Below are 15,881 nucleotides of genomic sequence, written 5' to 3'. Positions count from 1 at the left end.
CATCACTGATTTCTGGCGGCGCTGGCACATTACACTATCAGGCTTCTTGCGTGACTACTTGTATATCCCACTGGGCGGCAACCGTCTTGGGGCATGGCGACAGACATTCAACCTACTGATTACCATGCTATTAGCAGGCTTGTGGCATGGCGCTGGCTGGACTTTTATCCTGTGGGGTGGCCTGCATGGCCTGCTGCTGATGCTCAACCACCGTATCGCCAAAATTGCTGGACGCTTGCCCTGGAAGCCCATCTCCATACTGTTGACATTCCTGCTGGTTTCGCTGTTATGGGTATTGTTCCGGGCGGAAACCCTGCCAGCAGTGTGGCGTTATTTCAACGCCCTGTGGCAATATCCCGATTTTACCCAAATAGTGGCGGCACAAAACCTCCCGACACTGGCATGGCTGCTGGCAGGTTTCATCATAGTGTGGGGCTTTCCCAGCACCCTGCAATGGCTGCAATATACCCGCTGGCAGAAAAATCCGGCAGCCATCCGCTTACACGCAGGGCACGGCTTACTGGCGGGTGCGTTATTGTTTGTGAGCCTGAAAATGATGGCCAGCGGCTCCTCGCAGAGTTTTATTTATTTTGTTTTCTAGGAACAGCATGCAATTCTGGACAGCGTTACCGGCAGGTTTCCTTTTGGCCGCCTGCGTCTGGCTGGGGCTTGTTTATGGGCAAGTCGGCAACCCTACGCCCTCCTGGGTATATCACGCCTATCAGCTGAAACAACGGTTGGCAGACGCCATCCGCCAACCCAAGATCGTGATAGTCTCTGGTTCCAACGCCCTGTTTGGCCTCAATTCCAGCCTGATCAGCCAAACTTACCATCGCCCTGTGGTGAATCAGGGGGTGAACGCCGCCATGCTGCTGCCCTATATCCTGTACCGCTCCCAACAGGCGCTAAAACCCGGAGACATCGCCCTGCTGCCGCTGGAATACCCGCTGTACCTGTATGACGGGGCAACCAACACCCAACTGATCGACCAGATTCTTGCCCGCGACCCTGGTTTTTTCTGGCGGCTGGGCTGGAAGGAACGCTTTAACATCCTGTGGGAAACACCGCTGGAGCGGATTTGGCAAGGCTACCACCCTTCCGATGCCCAGCCGCCGGTCACAGTCCTGTATGGCGTACACAATATTGACCCGGCCACCGGCGACCAGCGCAATACTGGCAAAGCCAGACTGGTAGGCCAGGAATTGCGCGAATGGGAAGGCCACCGCGACATGCCGCCCCATCAATACGGCAAGGACGACAAACCCGACAATCTGGCGTGGCGGTACCTGCGGGATTACATCGCCTGGGCGAAACAGCATGATGTCTGCCTGATATTTGTACCGTCCGCTTTCCATGAACGGGCGTTTTACCATGAAGACCCCATAGAGCGGGCGTTCTATACTGATCTGCCCGGCAAAGTGCGGGCGCTGGGCGCAACCTATGTCGGCTCTCCGTTTGACTACATGTATGGCATGGACGACCTGTTCAACACCGAATACCACCTGACCGACGAAGGCCGCCAGAAACACACCGCCAGACTGATCAGGGATTTGGGGCCATCGCTGGAGCCGTACTGTGGCGAAACTTCACCACAACACCCAGACGCACAGGCCAATCCAGGCGATAACCGTTAGCAACAACTGCCCATCCGCAAACAGGACAGCAGCTGATAAAGCGTCACAAGAACCAAGGTCGCGTTAACGCCCCTGTTTGGCGGCCTTGGGCAACCCACGAATTTAAAGCTCCCAACTCTGCCGGGAAACACTTACTCACCTCGCGTCTATCGCATATCCTGCATCAACATTGCGTCCAACCGTTGCGTCACCTGCTCCCAGGCATGCGCCTGCAACCATTGCTGGTGACGCCGCCGGGCTGAGGCCAGCTTGGCGGAATCCATGACCAATTCCAGCAACCCCTCCGCCATCGCCTGCGGCGACACGCCCGGCAGGAAATGCACGATGTCCGCCACATCGCCAAACACATTCATCGGCGTGCAGGCGACCGGACGCCCCGCCGCCAGCCCCATCCGCACCGCCGCGCTGGAGGATTCCCGGCTCTTCTGGTACGGGAACACCACCAAGTCGCAGGCCGCCAGCGCCGCCAGCGACTGTTCATTTTCCTGGTAGGCCGTATGCAGGCCGATGCTGTCCGCATACCCGGAGTATTCAATCAGCGTCACGCATTTCGTCCGCTCCTGCTCCGACACGCTGCCCGGATACAGCGCATTGAACAGCTCCAGCCGCACCTGCGGGCACGGCTTGCCCGCCGCCGCCAGCGCCAGCAGGCGCTGCTGCAACAGGGCGAAGGCGCTGATCAGTTCGGGCACGCCTTTGTCCGGCAACAGAAAGCCATACGACGCAATGCGGAACACCGCCGGGTCAGGCTGATGCCGCGCCAGGATGTCCGGCGCATACATGACGCCGTGCGGTATCAGGGTCACATTCCCCACCCGCCCGAAACGTTTCAGCCGGTTGACATCCGCCGTCCCGTGCGCCAGCAGCCGGGTGCAATCCGCCAGCGCCCCGCCCAGCCCACGCACCGTGCTGACCAGCCGCCCGTCCTGGACCACATCCTGCGTGGCGTGGAAAAACAGGTACACCACAATGCCCCGTTCCCGCAGGGTTTTGATCACTTCCTGCAACGGCTGCACGCCAAAAAAGGCGAAATTGAACTGGATCACCACTGCCCGGAAACCGCTGTTCAGGATGGTGTGCAGCAACCCCGCCAGTGACGGCGTTTCCCGCTTCCCGGCACGGGTTTCCCAGCAACGGATCACATTGTCCCCATCCGCCCCGGTCGGCACGCTATCGGCGTTCGCCAGGATCGTGACCGGCAAATGGCTGTTTTCCAGCAGCCATTCGGAATAGCTGGCGATCCCGCAACGGGTGTTCCAGGTGCTGACCCAGGCGACCTTGCCAACAGTGGCGTCCTGCTGCTGCGCCCGCAATTTGGTCGGCAGGAAATTGCCAACCGAAGCGTACAGGCCGTCAATCGCCTCCAGCAGCCTCCCGGCCACCTGGCTCCAGCACCAGCCGTTTTCAATCATGGCTTTGGCCGCCTGCGTGCGTATGCAGATAGTTTCCCGCCCGGCTGCATCCTGCGACAGCGCATACAGCTTGCGCATCAGCGCCGTCAGGTGCAGCGTGTCCGGCTCCACCCACAGCGAATCAAACTGCCCCATGTGGGTCTGCGCCTTGGCGAAGTGGTAGTCAATCAGCCAACTGGTTTCCGGCGTACAGAAATCGGTGTGCCCGCCGTAGCCGGTGGTGATCACTGGTGTCCCCCACAGCATCGCCTCCGCCATCGGCATGCCGAACCCTTCGCCGCGCGAAGGGGCGACCAGCGCATCCGCCTGCTGATACAGGCTGTTGATCTGGCCGATGCTTAAATCCTCATCGATCAGGTGAATGGCCGGACAATCCGGCTGGCGATCCCACAATTCCAGCAGTTGTTGCTCAATGGTGCTGTGCGGATTGGGGAAAGTCTTGATCACCAGCAGCACATCATCCGCCGCCGTGAACGCCGCCGTATAGGCGTCCAGCAGCACGTCCACCCCCTTGCGCGGGAAGCAGGAAGAAATGTGCAGGAAACAGAAACGCTTGCCCTTCGGCAGGCTGACCGGCTCGACCGGATAGCGCAGGATGTGGTCAACGCCCACCCCGACCGGCACCACTGGAACCCGCACGCCATTTTCGACCAGCACCTTGCGCACCCAGGACGACATCACCGTCACCAGATGCAGGTGTTCGTTGAACGCAGCGACGTATTCCGCCGGGAAGCCGGTTTCCTCCCAACCGTAAGTGTTCATCACATGCAACTGGCCGGACATGCCGGTGACGCGCGGCGGATACAAGTTGCGCAAGGTCACATCCGGCGGCTTGGCTGGCGGCTGCTGGCTGCGCCGCCACAGCTCCACAACCTGCGGATCATCCCGCAGCCATTCCAGGTTTGGCGCGTAATCCCCCGGCCCTTCGGTGGAATACAAGGCCACGGAGCCGGGGCGCAGGGCTTCCACCGCCCGCGCCATTTCCCGGTTGAGGATGGCCAGGCTGTAGCTGCTGTCAAACGGGCCTTCAAACTGGTAACGGATGCCGCTCACGCCGTTGCGCCTCCCCGCGCCTGCCCGCCCAACAGGAACGCCTTGACCTGTGCGGCGCTGTCTTCCCAGGTAATCCACTGGATACCGGCGGGCTTGGGCTCCTGCCCCTGTTCACGCAGCGCCAGCCAGCGCTGGATGGCGTCGGCCAGCGCCTGCGGCTCCTTGCCCTCGAAATAAAACGCATGCTCCCCGGCAATTTCGCGGAACACCGGGATATTGCGGGCAATCACCGGCAGCTGGTGCTGGGCGGCCTCAATCAGCGGCAGGCCGAAACCTTCGCCCTCGGACGCCATCAGCAAGGCGGAACAGCTTGCATACAAACCCGCCAGCATCGTGTTGCTGACGAACTTCATCCAATGCAGGCGTTTGCCCAGTTCCGGATGCTGCTGGATCGCCGCCATCAGGGGTTCGACATTCCAGCCCTGTTTGCCGACCAGCGCCAGTTGCGCGTCCACGCCCTGCTCCCACAACCGTTCAAACGCCTTGAGCGCCTGCCCATACCCCTTGCGCGGCTCGATGGTGCTGACCATGAGGAAGGTCGGACGTTGGCGAAAAGTTTCCAGCAAGGCGCGCTCCTGTCCAGCCAGCGGCGCTTCCGCATCGGCCTGGATGTCCGCCCCCAGCGTGCACACGCCCAACCGGGGCTGGCCGAAACGTTGCGGCGGATTTTCCCGCATCCACGCCGCCACATCATCCAACCCGGCCTGCGTGGTCATGATCAGGCCATCCGCCACCCGGCACACCGCTTCCAGCCAGCGCCGGAAATAGGTCAGCACGCCCGCGTCGAAAAATTCCTGTGGCAGGCGCATAGGCAGGATGTCATGCACCAGATGGTAAACCTGCACCCCGCAAGCGCGTATTTTCTGCAAGTGCGGCTCCATGTCCGCCACGATGTGCATGCCCAGATCCACATGCAGGAACAGATCCCCCGCACGGAAATCCACCACTCTATCCGGCAACCCCAACCCCTTCACGCCCAACAATTCAGCCGTCATCCGCCGCGCATAACGGTAATGGCCTTCATGCGCATAAATCGGCTCCACCCGCCAGCCAGCGGGAGGTGCCTTCAGCAATGCCAGCAGGATGCTGCGGGTCGCACGGTGCACGCCCGTCGCGTGGTCGCCCCAGACAAAAATGGACACGTCGTAGAACAACACCGGCTGTGCAGGCGGCCAGGTTAAACGGTTGTCCGCCAGGCTTTGCGCCACCGCCAGCCAATCCGCCGCGACGGCTTCGACCGGAGCCGCCAGCGCCTGTATCCGCCGGGCCACTTGCCGCTCCAACGCCCAGGGATGTTGCGCATGGAACGTTTCCAACGCCTGCGCGAACTGTTCCCCGATCACATGGCTCACGCCCAGCGCCTGTTCCGCCAACGGTTCCACCGCAAGATGCCGCCAGTAACGCGCCATCTCAGCGCCGTAACAGTCCTGCGCCTGCTGTTGCGCATCGGCTTCCAGCGCAATGACCCCCAACGCCGCCTCCAGCAAAGGCCGGTTGCCAGGATAAGAGACTTCCGTTTCCCTATCCCCCGGCAGCAAGGCGGTGTAGCCATGAGCCTGATAGCGCATCGCTGGCGACAGCCGCCAAGCGTCAGCCTGGAAACGGTGCAACAGCAGCGTTCCCGGCTGTTCCTGCATCAGCGCCAGCAAATCCGGGTCATAGGCGTCCGGGTCAGGCGCATACACCCGCCGCTGGTAATGGGCGGCATGGGCGCGCAACCATTGGCGGCTGCGTAGTGGGAAATTGCTGCGTAGCCACAGGTCGCCGGTCTCAGCTTGCTCGCTGACCAGTTCAATATCGTAAAAAGCCGCCAGCGCCGGTAACAAATGGGCGTTGAAATGCGCCGCGCCGCCGCCGTTTTCCGGAAACTCAGCCACAAACGCCAGCTTCGGGCGCTGCGTCTCCGGCAGGCTGATGGCGACCTGAGTTCGCCCGACAGCCTGCTGTTGCTCATGCAGCGCGGCGAAAGCCTCCAACGCCACCGTTGCGGAGGCATCCCAGGAAAAGCGCTGGATATGCTGTTCCGCGTGCGCCTGCAACGCGATGCGGAAACCGGCGTCCGATAGCGCTTGCGCCATTTTCCGGCCCATGCTTTCCACACTCAGGCCGTCGAACAGCGCTTCATCCCACCCGACCACTTCCGGCAGGCTGGAATTATTGGCGGCGATCGTCGGGCAGCCGCAAGCCATCGCCTCCAATACCGGCAGCCCGAAACCTTCGTACAGCGACGGGAACACAAACAACGCGGCCAGGTTATACAGCTCGACCAGTTCCTCATCACTGACCGGCCCGGTCAAGATGAAATCGGCGGCGGACAGGCCATGCTTGTGCTGCAACACCAATAGGCGGTCATGCTCATAATCCTTGACCTTTCCGGCGATCACCAACGCATGCTGCGCCCGCACTGGCGCGGGCAGGCTGGCATAAGCGGCCACCAGCCGCTCAATATTCTTGCGGTATTCCACCCCGCCCATGTAGAGGATGAACGCGCGGCCCAGGCCAAATTTCGCCTTGATGGCGGCGGCCTGTTCCTGTGTCAAATCCAGGCGGCGGAACTCAGTGGACACCGCATTCGGCGCGCACACCACCCGTTGCGGGTCCAGCCCCAGCACCTCAATGCCTTCGCGGCGCGAATACTCGGAAACCGCCAGCAGCAACCCGGCGTTTTTCAACGACTGTAACTTGCGGTAATACCACGCCTGCATCCGGGGATCGCGCAGGTAATGGTCAGCCTGCATCAACGGGATCAGGTCATGCAGGGTGACGGAGGTTTTCCCACTAAGGGCAGGATGCCATACGGACGTCACCACATCGTCATCCACCCCCTCAAACAGGCTGCTGATGTGCACGATGTCCGGCTGCAACGCTTGCAGCACGCCTTCCCGCAGCTGTTCCGCCACCCGGATGCGCCAGCCATTCTCGGGATGCAAACCCGCCGCCGGTTGTGGCGCATGGAAGACATGGATGCGCCGGGGGTCAACCCACTGGCTGAAATCCTCACGGATTTCGAGCCCGTAATGCGGAAACGCCGCATTGACCAACAAATGGATCTGGTCGCCCGCCTGCCGCGCCATGGCTTGCCCCAGCGCCAGCGCATACCGGCCAATACCGCGATGATGGCTGCCCTGTGACTGGCGGGCCTGCATATCCAGCACAATTTTCATGCGTGACATCACTGAAATCCTGTTTATGGTTGCGGCGGTTGCAGCGCGCGGTAAACCCGGGCGGCCTGCTGGCTCAGTTTCCCCTGTTCGGCCTGCACATCGGTTTCACCCTGCGCCGAGCGGTTCGCCCAAGAGCGCAGACCTTGGCGCAGGCCGGGGAAACGGTCAAGCGTCGCCTGCAAATAGCGGGCGGTGACGGGGTTGCGCATCAGGCCATCCTTGCCGCGCCGTAAGGCTTGCCCCAGACGCGGCACCAACCAACGCTTCAGTTGGCGGGCGGTGCGGCGCGGGCGGCTTTCTGGCGTGAAACGGAGCCATGCGCCACCGCCTTCCCGGATTTTACGCAACAGCGGCTTGCCATGGTCGGCGGCGATACGCAAGGGTTTGGTGATGCGCCAGGCCATGCCGCCGTAAACGCCGCGCAATTCATGCTCAATCACGGCTTTATCTTCCAACGCTGCGGTATGCTGGCGTTGCAGTTCCTGGCGTTCCTGCCGCCAGTGCCGCCGCTCCTGCTCCAACTGCTGCCCCAGTTGCTGCTGCGTCTGCCGGTTTTCCTGCTCCAGCTCAAAGATGCGCCGCTGATAACCCGCTTCCTGCAAGCGCAGGCGCTCCGCCTCCAGCGCCGTCTGCTTGACCTGAGCCTGCGCCAAGCGCCAGATGGCCTGTTCCGTCCGTTCCTGCTGCTGGCGCACCAGTTTCAGGCCAGCGCCGATCTGCAACAGCTTGCCTGCGTCGCCATCCGCCGCGCCGCCCACCCAGGCCAGCGGCTCCAGCACGGAAATGTCCAGCGGCTTGAATTCCGGGGGCGCTTCCACCCGCCGCTCGGCGTCCAGTTGCGCCTGCAACCGTTCAATGGCCTGCCGGTGCATGACTTCACGGTACTGCATGAAGTCGTCCAGCACATTCGGCGGCGCGCTGAACGCGGCCTTCAGGGCGGCGCATTCCTGCGCAGCGTAGAAACGGTTGAGGCCATCAAAATAGACGAAATCATAACGTTTGCCGGTGATCAGCGGCTCCCATTCCGCATAGCTGACGGTGGTGGAATTGGGCAGGGTCGCCTCCACCAGGATGACCTGCGGGCGGTAACGGTCGAGGTCAATGCTGCGCAGCACTGAGGCTTCCGCGCCTTCCACATCGATTTTCAGGAACTGGATGAGCGCAGGCGCATGGCGGGCGCACACCGCGTTGAGGGTGTAGGCCGGAACCTTGCGTTCCAGCACCGTCCGCCCTTCCTGCCGGTGGCGTTCAGCGATGGCCGGGTCGGCAGTGGCCAGCCCGGTATCCGGCACGTCGTACAGGGTGAGGGAATCGGCGCTGTCGGCGATGGCCGCATTCAGGTTGATGTCGTCCGGCCTGATTTCCGCCAGCATCTCGAACCATTGCGACACCGGCTCGATATTGACGCCGCGCCAGCCGCGCTCATAAAACAGGTAGGTGACGGAATCCCCGACCGGCGCATTCGCCCCCACATCGATGAAAAAGCCTTTTTCCACCGTGCGGAACGCCCGCTGCAACATGACATCTTCATAATTCTGGGCGTAGGAAACAAACGTCATGGACGATCAACCTCCAGTGTCGGCAACATCCAGTTGCACCCCTCGAAATAAGCATGGTTCATATTGGCGACCTCAAACACCAGCGCCAGATCCCGCCATTCATAATTGTTGACCAGATGGGTGTCGGTGCTGACCAACGCCGTGGACACGGAATAGCTGCCATGCCCCAGATTGGCGGGGAAAGTGAACGTATAGGTGACCTGTTCGCCCGCCTGCACCTGTTCCAGCGGCTGTTGCAGCAAGTCGGTGTTGGTGCCGAAAATGGGCCGCCCCAGCCGGTCGCGGATCATGTAGCCCAGCACCAGGCGCGGAATGGCCACCCGCACCTGCACCTTGACCCGCAGCCTGACGGCTTCGCCGACCGGAGCCACTTCCAGCACCCTGCCCGCCAAATCGGTCAGGGCGATGTCCGCCACCGTGGCTTCGCCCGTGCCGGACACCGTGCGCACTTGGCCATCTTCCGCCAGTTCCTGACGGATGGTGTCCTGCCCTTCCTTTTCACCGATCATGGCGTTATAGAAATCCACCACCTCGGCGGGCGAGCCGGTTTTCAGCAAACGCCCCTGTTCCAACAGGATGGCGCGGTCACACACGGTGCGGATGGAATTATGGTCGTGCGACACCAGCAGCAACGTGGTGCCCTGCTGCTGGAATTCGCGGATACGGTTGAAGCTTTTGTGCTGGAAATAGGCGTCGCCCACCGACAGCGCCTCATCCACGATCAGGATGTCCGGGCGGAACGCCGTCGCCACCGCAAACGCCACCCGCATCTGCATCCCGCTGGAATAGGTGCGCACCGGCTCATCGAAATACCCGCCAATTTCCGCAAACGCCTCGATGTCCGCCATCCGCCCCAGCACAGCGTCACGGGAAAAGCCCATCAGCCCGGCGGTATGCAGCACATTGTCGCGCCCGCTCAAATCTTGGTTGAAGCCCATGCCCAGCTCCAGGATCGCCGACACCCGCCCGTTCACGCTGACGCTGCCGGTGGTGGGGAACTGCGTGCCGGTGATCAGCTTCAGCAAGGTGCTCTTGCCTGCCCCGTTCTGGCCGACAATGCCGATGGCTTCGCCCGCCGCAATGCTGAAACTGATGTCCTGCAACACCCAGTGTTCCGTCACCGGCGCAAACCCGCCGCCAAACCAGTTGAACACCCGCTGCAACTCCGAACGGTAATGCCGGTAAGCCTTGCCAACGCCACGCACTTCCAGGATGTTCATAACATATCCACCATTTCCGGGCTGGCCTTACGGAACAGGATCATGGCGAAACCGGACAGCAGCAGCGCCAGCGCCCCGACCACGGCGACGCCGCCCAACGCTGGCGGCTGGTTGAACACCAGCACCTGATGGTAGGCGTCCACCACCACATACATCGGGTTAAACACCAGCCAGTGACGGTATTGTTCGGGAATGATGCTCGACATGTACACCACCGGCGTGAACCAGAACAGGAACTGCAACACGATCGGCACCACCTGGCCAATATCGCGCAGGAACACATTCAGCACCCCGAGGATCAACCCCAGCCCCAACCCCAGCCCCAGCGTCACCAGCGTCAGCAGCGGCAGCCACAGCAATTGCACCCCTGGCACATGCCCCAGCAGCAGGAAAATCAGCAGGATCGCCAGCAGCAACAGCACATTGTTCAGCAGCACCCCACCCGCCAGGATGAGCGGCAGGCTGATGCGCGGGAAAGAAATCTTTTTCAGCAGGTTGCCGTTGTCGATGAACAGGGTCAGCCCCCGCAGCACGACTTCGGAAAACAGGTTCCACGCCAGCGTCCCCGCCATCAGGTAAATGGCGTAGGCGTAGCGGTTGTCGATGCCCGGCAGCTTGCTGGCCAGCACATGCGAAAGGATGAAGGCGAAAATCACCACCTGCATCAGCGGGTGGATAATCCCCCACAGCCCCCCTAGGCGGCTGCGGATAAAGCGGGAGCGGAATTCGTTGGCAATCGACGACACAATGAAATGCCGGAACCGCCAGACCGCCAGCAACATGCCGTTCAAGCGTTCCCTCCCGCCAGCATCCAGTCCAGCGTTGACTCAAACGGGTAGGGGTGAATGCCAGTCCAGGCGTCCAGGCGGCTGCGGTCGCCCACCTGCACCATGCATTCCCGGCGGATCAGGTCGGTTTTCTGCCGCACCTGCAAGTCATGCCCGCTCTGCTGGCGCAAGTAATCCAGGATGTCGCGGATACTGAGCGCCCGCCCGGAACACAGGTTGACCACGCCTTCGCGCTCGCTGTCCAACAGGGAGCGGTACACTTGCGCCACCCAGCGCACATCGGAAAAGTCACGGGCGACATCAATATTGCCCAGCTCGATCTCCGGCAGGCGCTCGTGAAAGTGGCGCACCAGTTTCGGCACCAGGAAGCGCCCTTCCTGCCCCTGCCCGGAATAATTGAACGGGCGCGTGATCAGCAGCGGCAGGTCGGCGCGGTAGTTTTCCGCCACGCATTCCATCGCAAACTTGCTGATGGCGTAATGGGTGCGCGGGGCTGGGCGGGTGTTTTCATCCAGCGGGTTGTCGCCATGCTCCAGGCCGTAAATATGGCAGGTGCTGACCAGAATCACTTTTTGCAGGTTCTGACGGATGTCCATGCACGCTTTCAACAGGTTTTCAGTGCCGATCAGGTGCACCTTGTAGATGTTGATGTCCTTGCCATCCAGGGTAAAGCTGATGCCCGCCAGATGCACGATGTGGGTCGGGTTGACCGCCTTGACTTCCGCCGTCAGCACGTCCAGGTCACGGATGTCCGCCTGCAATGCAAACACCTCATGCCCCACCTGCCTGAGCAAGGCGGACAGGTAACGCCCGGTGAAACCTTGCGCCCCGGTAATCAGAATACGTTTGGTCATGAATTCAGTGTCTCGCATATATCCAGCAAACGCCGGGCAGAATCCTTCCAGTCAAACTGCTGCGCCCGTTTGCGCCCAGCCGCCGCCAGACGTTCCCGCAAAGCCCTGTCCTGCAATAATTGGCGCAAACTATCAGCAATCGCTGATGTGCTCAAGGGGTCTGTCAGCAGGGCCGCGCCGCCCGCCGCTTCCGGCAACGAGCTGGCATTGGAAGTCAGCACCGGCGCGCCATAGCCCATTGCCTCCAGCACCGGCATGCCGAAACCTTCAAACAGCGACACATAGGCGAACACGCCCGCCGCCTGATACAGGCCGGGCATGTCCTCATCCGGGACAAAGCCCAGCCAGCGCACATTCGCTTCCTGTTGCAGGCGAGCCGCCAGTTCCCCGGTCAGCCAGCCCTTGTCGCCCACCAGCAGCAGCGGCCAGTTGCGTTGCAGTTCCGGCTCCAGCGACTGGAAAGCGGCCAGCAAACGGGCGACGTTCTTGCGCGGCTCCAGGGTGCCGACGGACAAGATGAACTGCGCAGGCAACTGGTATTTTTCCGTTACTGCCTTGGCGGCGTCTCCCCCCACTCCCATCCCTTCCCCCGCCAGGGAGGAAGGGGGCAAAGACGCGCATGCAGGTGAGACCACCAATACAGGTGGCAGTTTTATGTCCTTGCCCAGATTGGCGTAAATATCTTGCTGCGTGGCTTCCGACACCGCCACCACTGCGTTGGCGCGCCCGATAATGCCGGGCAGGCGGCGTTGCAGGAATTTCACCCGATCCGCCGGATGAAACTCGGGGTAATGCAGGTGGGACAAATCATGCACCGTCACCACGCTTTTCAGCCCATGCAATGGCGGCAGGTAATAATTTCCGCCCCAGAAAACGTAATCGTGGTAATGGCCCCATGCCAGCCGGAGGCGGGCGGCCTGTAACAAGCCACGGGCTTCCCGCAGCCAGGGCAGACGCCGCAATGATTGCTTCAGCCCGTTACCCCCGCCGTTGGACACATCCGCCGCCGCCCCCTGCGCGGCAGGAAACAGCAACGGCACCAATTCATCCCGCCGCCAGAAACGCAGGCCGTCAACACCCACCACATCCTCCACCCGCGCATCCTGCACCATTTCCCGCAACAGGTAGAAAATGTAGTTGCCGACCCCTGTCCTGCGCCGCAGCAAAGGGTGTATGTCCACCAGCAGTTTGATCCCCATGGAGCTTGCGCGTTATGGCTGGGTGTATTTCTGCATGGCCGCCGGTACGAAGGTTTCCACCGGCAAACTGCCCGCGTTCAGGCCGAGCTTGGTCATTTGCAGGTTGTGGATGCGCTTGTCGATGAACGTCAGGTTCTGGCGGCGCATCAGGAAGGTGTACGGCTGGTCTTCATACATAATGTGTTCGGCCTGCCGCCACAGCGGCATACGGGCGGCTTCGTCCACGGTGGCGCGCGCCTGGTCGATCAGCTTGTCCAGCGCCGGACTTTTGTAACTGATGAAGTTGTCGCCATCCGTTTTCGCTTGCGAGCTGTGGAACATCTGGTAAATGTCGGTTTCGATCCCGCTGGTCCAACCCAGGGTAATGGCGTCGAAATCCTTTTTGTTGAGGGCTTCCAGCATCACCGGCCATTCCTGCGGGAACGGCTCCATCTTCACCCCGGCGCGCGCGTACAGGTCTTTCAGCAGCAGCACCATGCGCTTGGTGTCTTCGTTGTCGCCGAAATAGGTCAGCCGGAAGGTGAACGGCTGGCCATCCTTGCCTTCCAGCACACCGTCGCCGTTGCGGTCTTCGTAACCCGCCGCCTTCAGCAGCTCCTGCGCTTTTTCCAGGTTGAACCGCCAGGGTTGCAGGGCGGCGTCATGTTGCTTGCTGGTGTTGCTGAACGGGCTGACCGCCGCTTCGGCGTAACCCAGGAAGACATCCTTGATAATGCGGTCCACATCCGTCAGGTAGCTCATGGCTTGGCGCACGCGCGGGTCGGCGAAGCGGGTCGGCTTGCCGTTGCGTTCCTGGTTCCAGCCGATATAGCTGTAACCGGCCACTGGCGGCATGTATTCGAAGTTCTGGCTCTTGCCCATGATCTGTGGGTCATTCTTGAGCTGCTGGTACTCCACCGGGCGCGCCTGATAGTCATCAATCTTGCCGTTACGGTACGTGGTCAGGCGGGCGTTGTCATTCTGGATGATTGTCCACAGGATACGGTTGTAGGACGGCTGCACATCCCCCCAATAACGCTCGTTGCGCACCAGCTCCACATTGCCCTTGTCCGGCGTCCAACCTTTCGGGTCTGGCAGGCGGTACGGCCCACTTCCCAGCAATAGCCCCTTGGATTCGTTGAATTCCTGCGGCTTTTGCAGATAAGGCCCGTAAAAATGTTTGGGCATAATCGGCATGCCGCCTGCCAGCGACAGCGCCTCGAAATACGGCTCCTTGTAGGTGAACACCACCTCGTTTTTGCCGTTCGCCTTCACATCCTTGATCTTTTCGTAATAGGCGCGCTCACGCGGGGCTTGGATGGCCTCCGTCATAATGAACTGGAAGGTAAAGACAACATCGTCCGTAGTCAGCGGCGCACCATCGGAAAAGGTCACGCCATCGCGCAACTGGAAAGTGATTGTCAGCCCGTCGTCGCTGACCTGCCAGCTTTTGGCGATCAACCCTTCCCATTCCAGGGTATCGGGGTTGCGGGCGATCAGGCTTTCCTGAATGTAGCCTTGCACTTCGGAAGCGTAGGCATCCGTTGACACCAGCGGTGTGATGGTCTTGAGGTTGTTGCCAAAGGCGTTCACATTCCAGTCGCCCTGGGCGTAGTCCGGCAACTGCGTCATGGCGTAAGCGCGCTGAAAAGCGGTGGTGACGCCTGGAGCCGTCTCACCACCCGCCGCCTGCTGACGGATTGCGCCGCTGGTGATTGCGGTGCGCAATTCACGGATGTCGCGCGCCTGCTCCGACAGGGTGGCCTGCACTTCGGCCAACTTAGTCCACTGCCGGTCAATCTGGTACATGGTCAGCAACACCAGCACAATAACCAGCATCACCAGCAGATACAGCCACCAGCCACCGGCGCTTGATCGTTTTTGCATACGCTTGATTGTTTACTGCATAATTCAGGGGTTTCACAGCATAACACCAACCCTTCCGGGGTGCAGCATTTACACAAACTTAGGAGTTCACATGGGTTTTCTCGCTGGCAAACGCGCCCTGATCACAGGCGTCGCAAGTGACCGTTCCATCGCCTATGGCATCGCTGAAGCCATGCACCGCGAAGGCGCGGAACTGGCTTTCACCTACCAGAACGACAAGCTGAAAAGCCGGGTGGAAAAAACCGCCGCCGCCTTCGGCTCCAGCATCGCCATCCCCTGCGATGTGGCGTCCGATGAAAGCATCGAAGCCGCTTTCAAGGAACTGGGCGAGCACTGGGATGGGCTAGACATCGTGGTGCACTCGATCGCCTTTGCGCCCAAGGAGCAACTGGCTGGCAGCATCGTCGACAACACCACCCGCACCGGCTCACAGATCGCCCATGACATCAGCGCCTACAGTTTCCTCGCGCTGGCACGCTACGCCAAACCGCTGATGGCGGGACGCAACGGCTCGCTGCTGGCGTTGAGCTACCTGGGGGCGGTCGCCGCCATCCCCAATTACAATGTGATGGGCATGGCCAAAGCCAGCCTGGAAGCAGCGGTGCGCTTCATGGCCGCCGACCTGGGGCCACAGGGCATCCGCGTGAATGCGGTTTCCGCCGGGCCGATCCGCACGCTGGCGGCTTCCGGCATCAGCGGCTTCAAGAAAATGCTGGATTATTTCGAGAAATACGCCCCGCTGCGCCGCAATGTGACTATTGAGGAAGTCGGCAACACCGCAGCTTTCCTGTGCTCGGATCTGGCTTCAGGCATTACCGGGGAAATCACCTATGTTGATGGTGGCTGGAATATCCTCGGCATGTCGGGGATGGGGGAAGAGTGAGGCAGCGCGGGGGGCGAAGTATGTGCGCAATGCGCTTGTCCTAGCCGGTGTTTGCTGCCCGTCATATCCACCTACGGTTATGGCGGGCAACCCGCTGGATGACATCCCTTTCGCGCGCCTATGTGAAGGTGCCCGCCGCACGGAGCAACGGCCTCCGCGAAGCCCTGGTTCGAGGAGCGCAAATCCAACACCCAGCGCAAAGTTTGCGCGCATAAAAAAGCCCCGCTGGCAGTGTCACCTGCGAGCGGG

11 protein-coding genes are annotated in these 15,881 nt (G+C 61.2%); 3 read left to right on the top strand and 8 right to left on the bottom strand.

Annotation, left to right across the window (positions count from 1 at the left end):
* On the top strand, positions 1-601 hold a 601-nt coding region (locus tag VSS37_RS07155; RefSeq protein WP_324694117.1), incomplete at its 5' end, for an MBOAT family O-acyltransferase.
* A 7-nt stretch (positions 602-608) separates the two neighbouring features.
* Positions 609-1,634: a hypothetical protein gene (locus VSS37_RS07150; RefSeq protein ID WP_324694116.1), complete on the top strand. Its 1,026-nt coding sequence runs from the start codon at positions 609-611 to the stop codon at positions 1,632-1,634.
* A 146-nt stretch (positions 1,635-1,780) separates the two neighbouring features.
* Here the strand turns inward: VSS37_RS07150 and VSS37_RS07145 are convergent, their stop codons facing one another.
* Genes VSS37_RS07145 through VSS37_RS07110 form a run of 8 tightly spaced genes read right to left on the bottom strand, consistent with a single transcriptional unit; the run spans position 1,781 to position 14,749 of the window.
* Positions 1,781-4,099: a glycosyltransferase family 4 protein gene (locus VSS37_RS07145; protein WP_324694115.1), complete on the bottom strand. Its 2,319-nt coding sequence runs from the start codon at positions 4,097-4,099 to the stop codon at positions 1,781-1,783.
* On the bottom strand, positions 4,096-7,272 hold the full coding sequence (locus VSS37_RS07140; protein ID WP_324694114.1) for a glycosyltransferase family 4 protein: 3,177 nt from the start codon (positions 7,270-7,272) through the stop codon (positions 4,096-4,098). Before VSS37_RS07140 ends, VSS37_RS07145 begins: the two co-directional genes overlap by 4 nt.
* Positions 7,273-7,286: 14 nt before the next feature.
* On the bottom strand, positions 7,287-8,822 hold the full coding sequence (locus tag VSS37_RS07135) for an FkbM family methyltransferase (RefSeq protein WP_324694113.1): 1,536 nt from the start codon (positions 8,820-8,822) through the stop codon (positions 7,287-7,289).
* Positions 8,819-10,042, bottom strand: coding sequence for an ABC transporter ATP-binding protein (locus VSS37_RS07130; RefSeq protein WP_324694112.1), 1,224 nt, complete (start codon positions 10,040-10,042; stop codon positions 8,819-8,821). Before VSS37_RS07130 ends, VSS37_RS07135 begins: the two co-directional genes overlap by 4 nt.
* Positions 10,039-10,824 carry an ABC transporter permease gene (locus VSS37_RS07125; RefSeq protein ID WP_324694118.1) on the bottom strand — a complete coding sequence of 262 codons (786 nt, stop codon included), beginning with the start codon at positions 10,822-10,824 and terminating at the stop codon, positions 10,039-10,041. The genes VSS37_RS07130 and VSS37_RS07125 overlap by 4 nt, the downstream gene beginning before the upstream one ends.
* A gap of 5 nt (positions 10,825-10,829) precedes the next feature.
* Entirely contained in the window at positions 10,830-11,684 is an 855-nt protein-coding gene (locus tag VSS37_RS07120) for an NAD-dependent epimerase/dehydratase family protein (RefSeq protein WP_324694111.1), read from the bottom strand.
* Complete coding sequence (locus VSS37_RS07115; protein WP_324694110.1) at positions 11,681-12,883, bottom strand: glycosyltransferase family 4 protein; 1,203 nt, start codon at positions 12,881-12,883, stop codon at positions 11,681-11,683. The genes VSS37_RS07120 and VSS37_RS07115 overlap by 4 nt, the downstream gene beginning before the upstream one ends.
* Positions 12,884-12,895: 12 nt before the next feature.
* A complete protein-coding gene (locus VSS37_RS07110; protein WP_324694109.1) occupies positions 12,896-14,749 on the bottom strand; it encodes a peptide-binding protein in 1,854 nt (617 codons plus the stop codon).
* 91 nt (positions 14,750-14,840) lie between these two features.
* Here VSS37_RS07110 and VSS37_RS07105 point away from each other — a divergent pair, with 91 nt between their 5' ends.
* Positions 14,841-15,632, top strand: coding sequence for an enoyl-ACP reductase FabI (locus VSS37_RS07105; RefSeq protein ID WP_324694108.1), 792 nt, complete (start codon positions 14,841-14,843; stop codon positions 15,630-15,632).
* Positions 15,633-15,881: the final 249 nt, after the last annotated feature.

The sequence above is a fragment of the Candidatus Thiothrix phosphatis genome (assembly GCF_035668035.1).
Lineage (GTDB): Bacteria > Pseudomonadota > Gammaproteobacteria > Thiotrichales > Thiotrichaceae > Thiothrix > Thiothrix phosphatis.
The sequence above is the reverse complement of the archived record's forward strand: the minus strand, read 5'-3'. Positions and strand labels throughout refer to the sequence as shown.

Excerpts from the sequence above, each read along its gene's own strand:
- VSS37_RS07150 (WP_324694116.1), top strand. The coding sequence starts at position 609 with ATGCAATTCTGGACAGCGTTACCGGCAGGTTTCCTTTTGGCCGCCTGC.
- VSS37_RS07140 (WP_324694114.1), bottom strand. The coding sequence starts at position 7,272 with ATGTCACGCATGAAAATTGTGCTGGATATGCAGGCCCGCCAGTCACAG.
- VSS37_RS07135 (WP_324694113.1), bottom strand. The coding sequence starts at position 8,822 with ATGACGTTTGTTTCCTACGCCCAGAATTATGAAGATGTCATGTTGCAG.
- VSS37_RS07130 (WP_324694112.1), bottom strand. The coding sequence starts at position 10,042 with ATGAACATCCTGGAAGTGCGTGGCGTTGGCAAGGCTTACCGGCATTAC.
- VSS37_RS07125 (WP_324694118.1), bottom strand. The coding sequence starts at position 10,824 with ATGTTGCTGGCGGTCTGGCGGTTCCGGCATTTCATTGTGTCGTCGATT.
- VSS37_RS07120 (WP_324694111.1), bottom strand. The coding sequence starts at position 11,684 with ATGACCAAACGTATTCTGATTACCGGGGCGCAAGGTTTCACCGGGCGT.
- VSS37_RS07115 (WP_324694110.1), bottom strand. The coding sequence starts at position 12,883 with ATGGGGATCAAACTGCTGGTGGACATACACCCTTTGCTGCGGCGCAGG.
- VSS37_RS07110 (WP_324694109.1), bottom strand. The coding sequence starts at position 14,749 with ATGCAAAAACGATCAAGCGCCGGTGGCTGGTGGCTGTATCTGCTGGTG.
- VSS37_RS07105 (WP_324694108.1), top strand. The coding sequence starts at position 14,841 with ATGGGTTTTCTCGCTGGCAAACGCGCCCTGATCACAGGCGTCGCAAGT.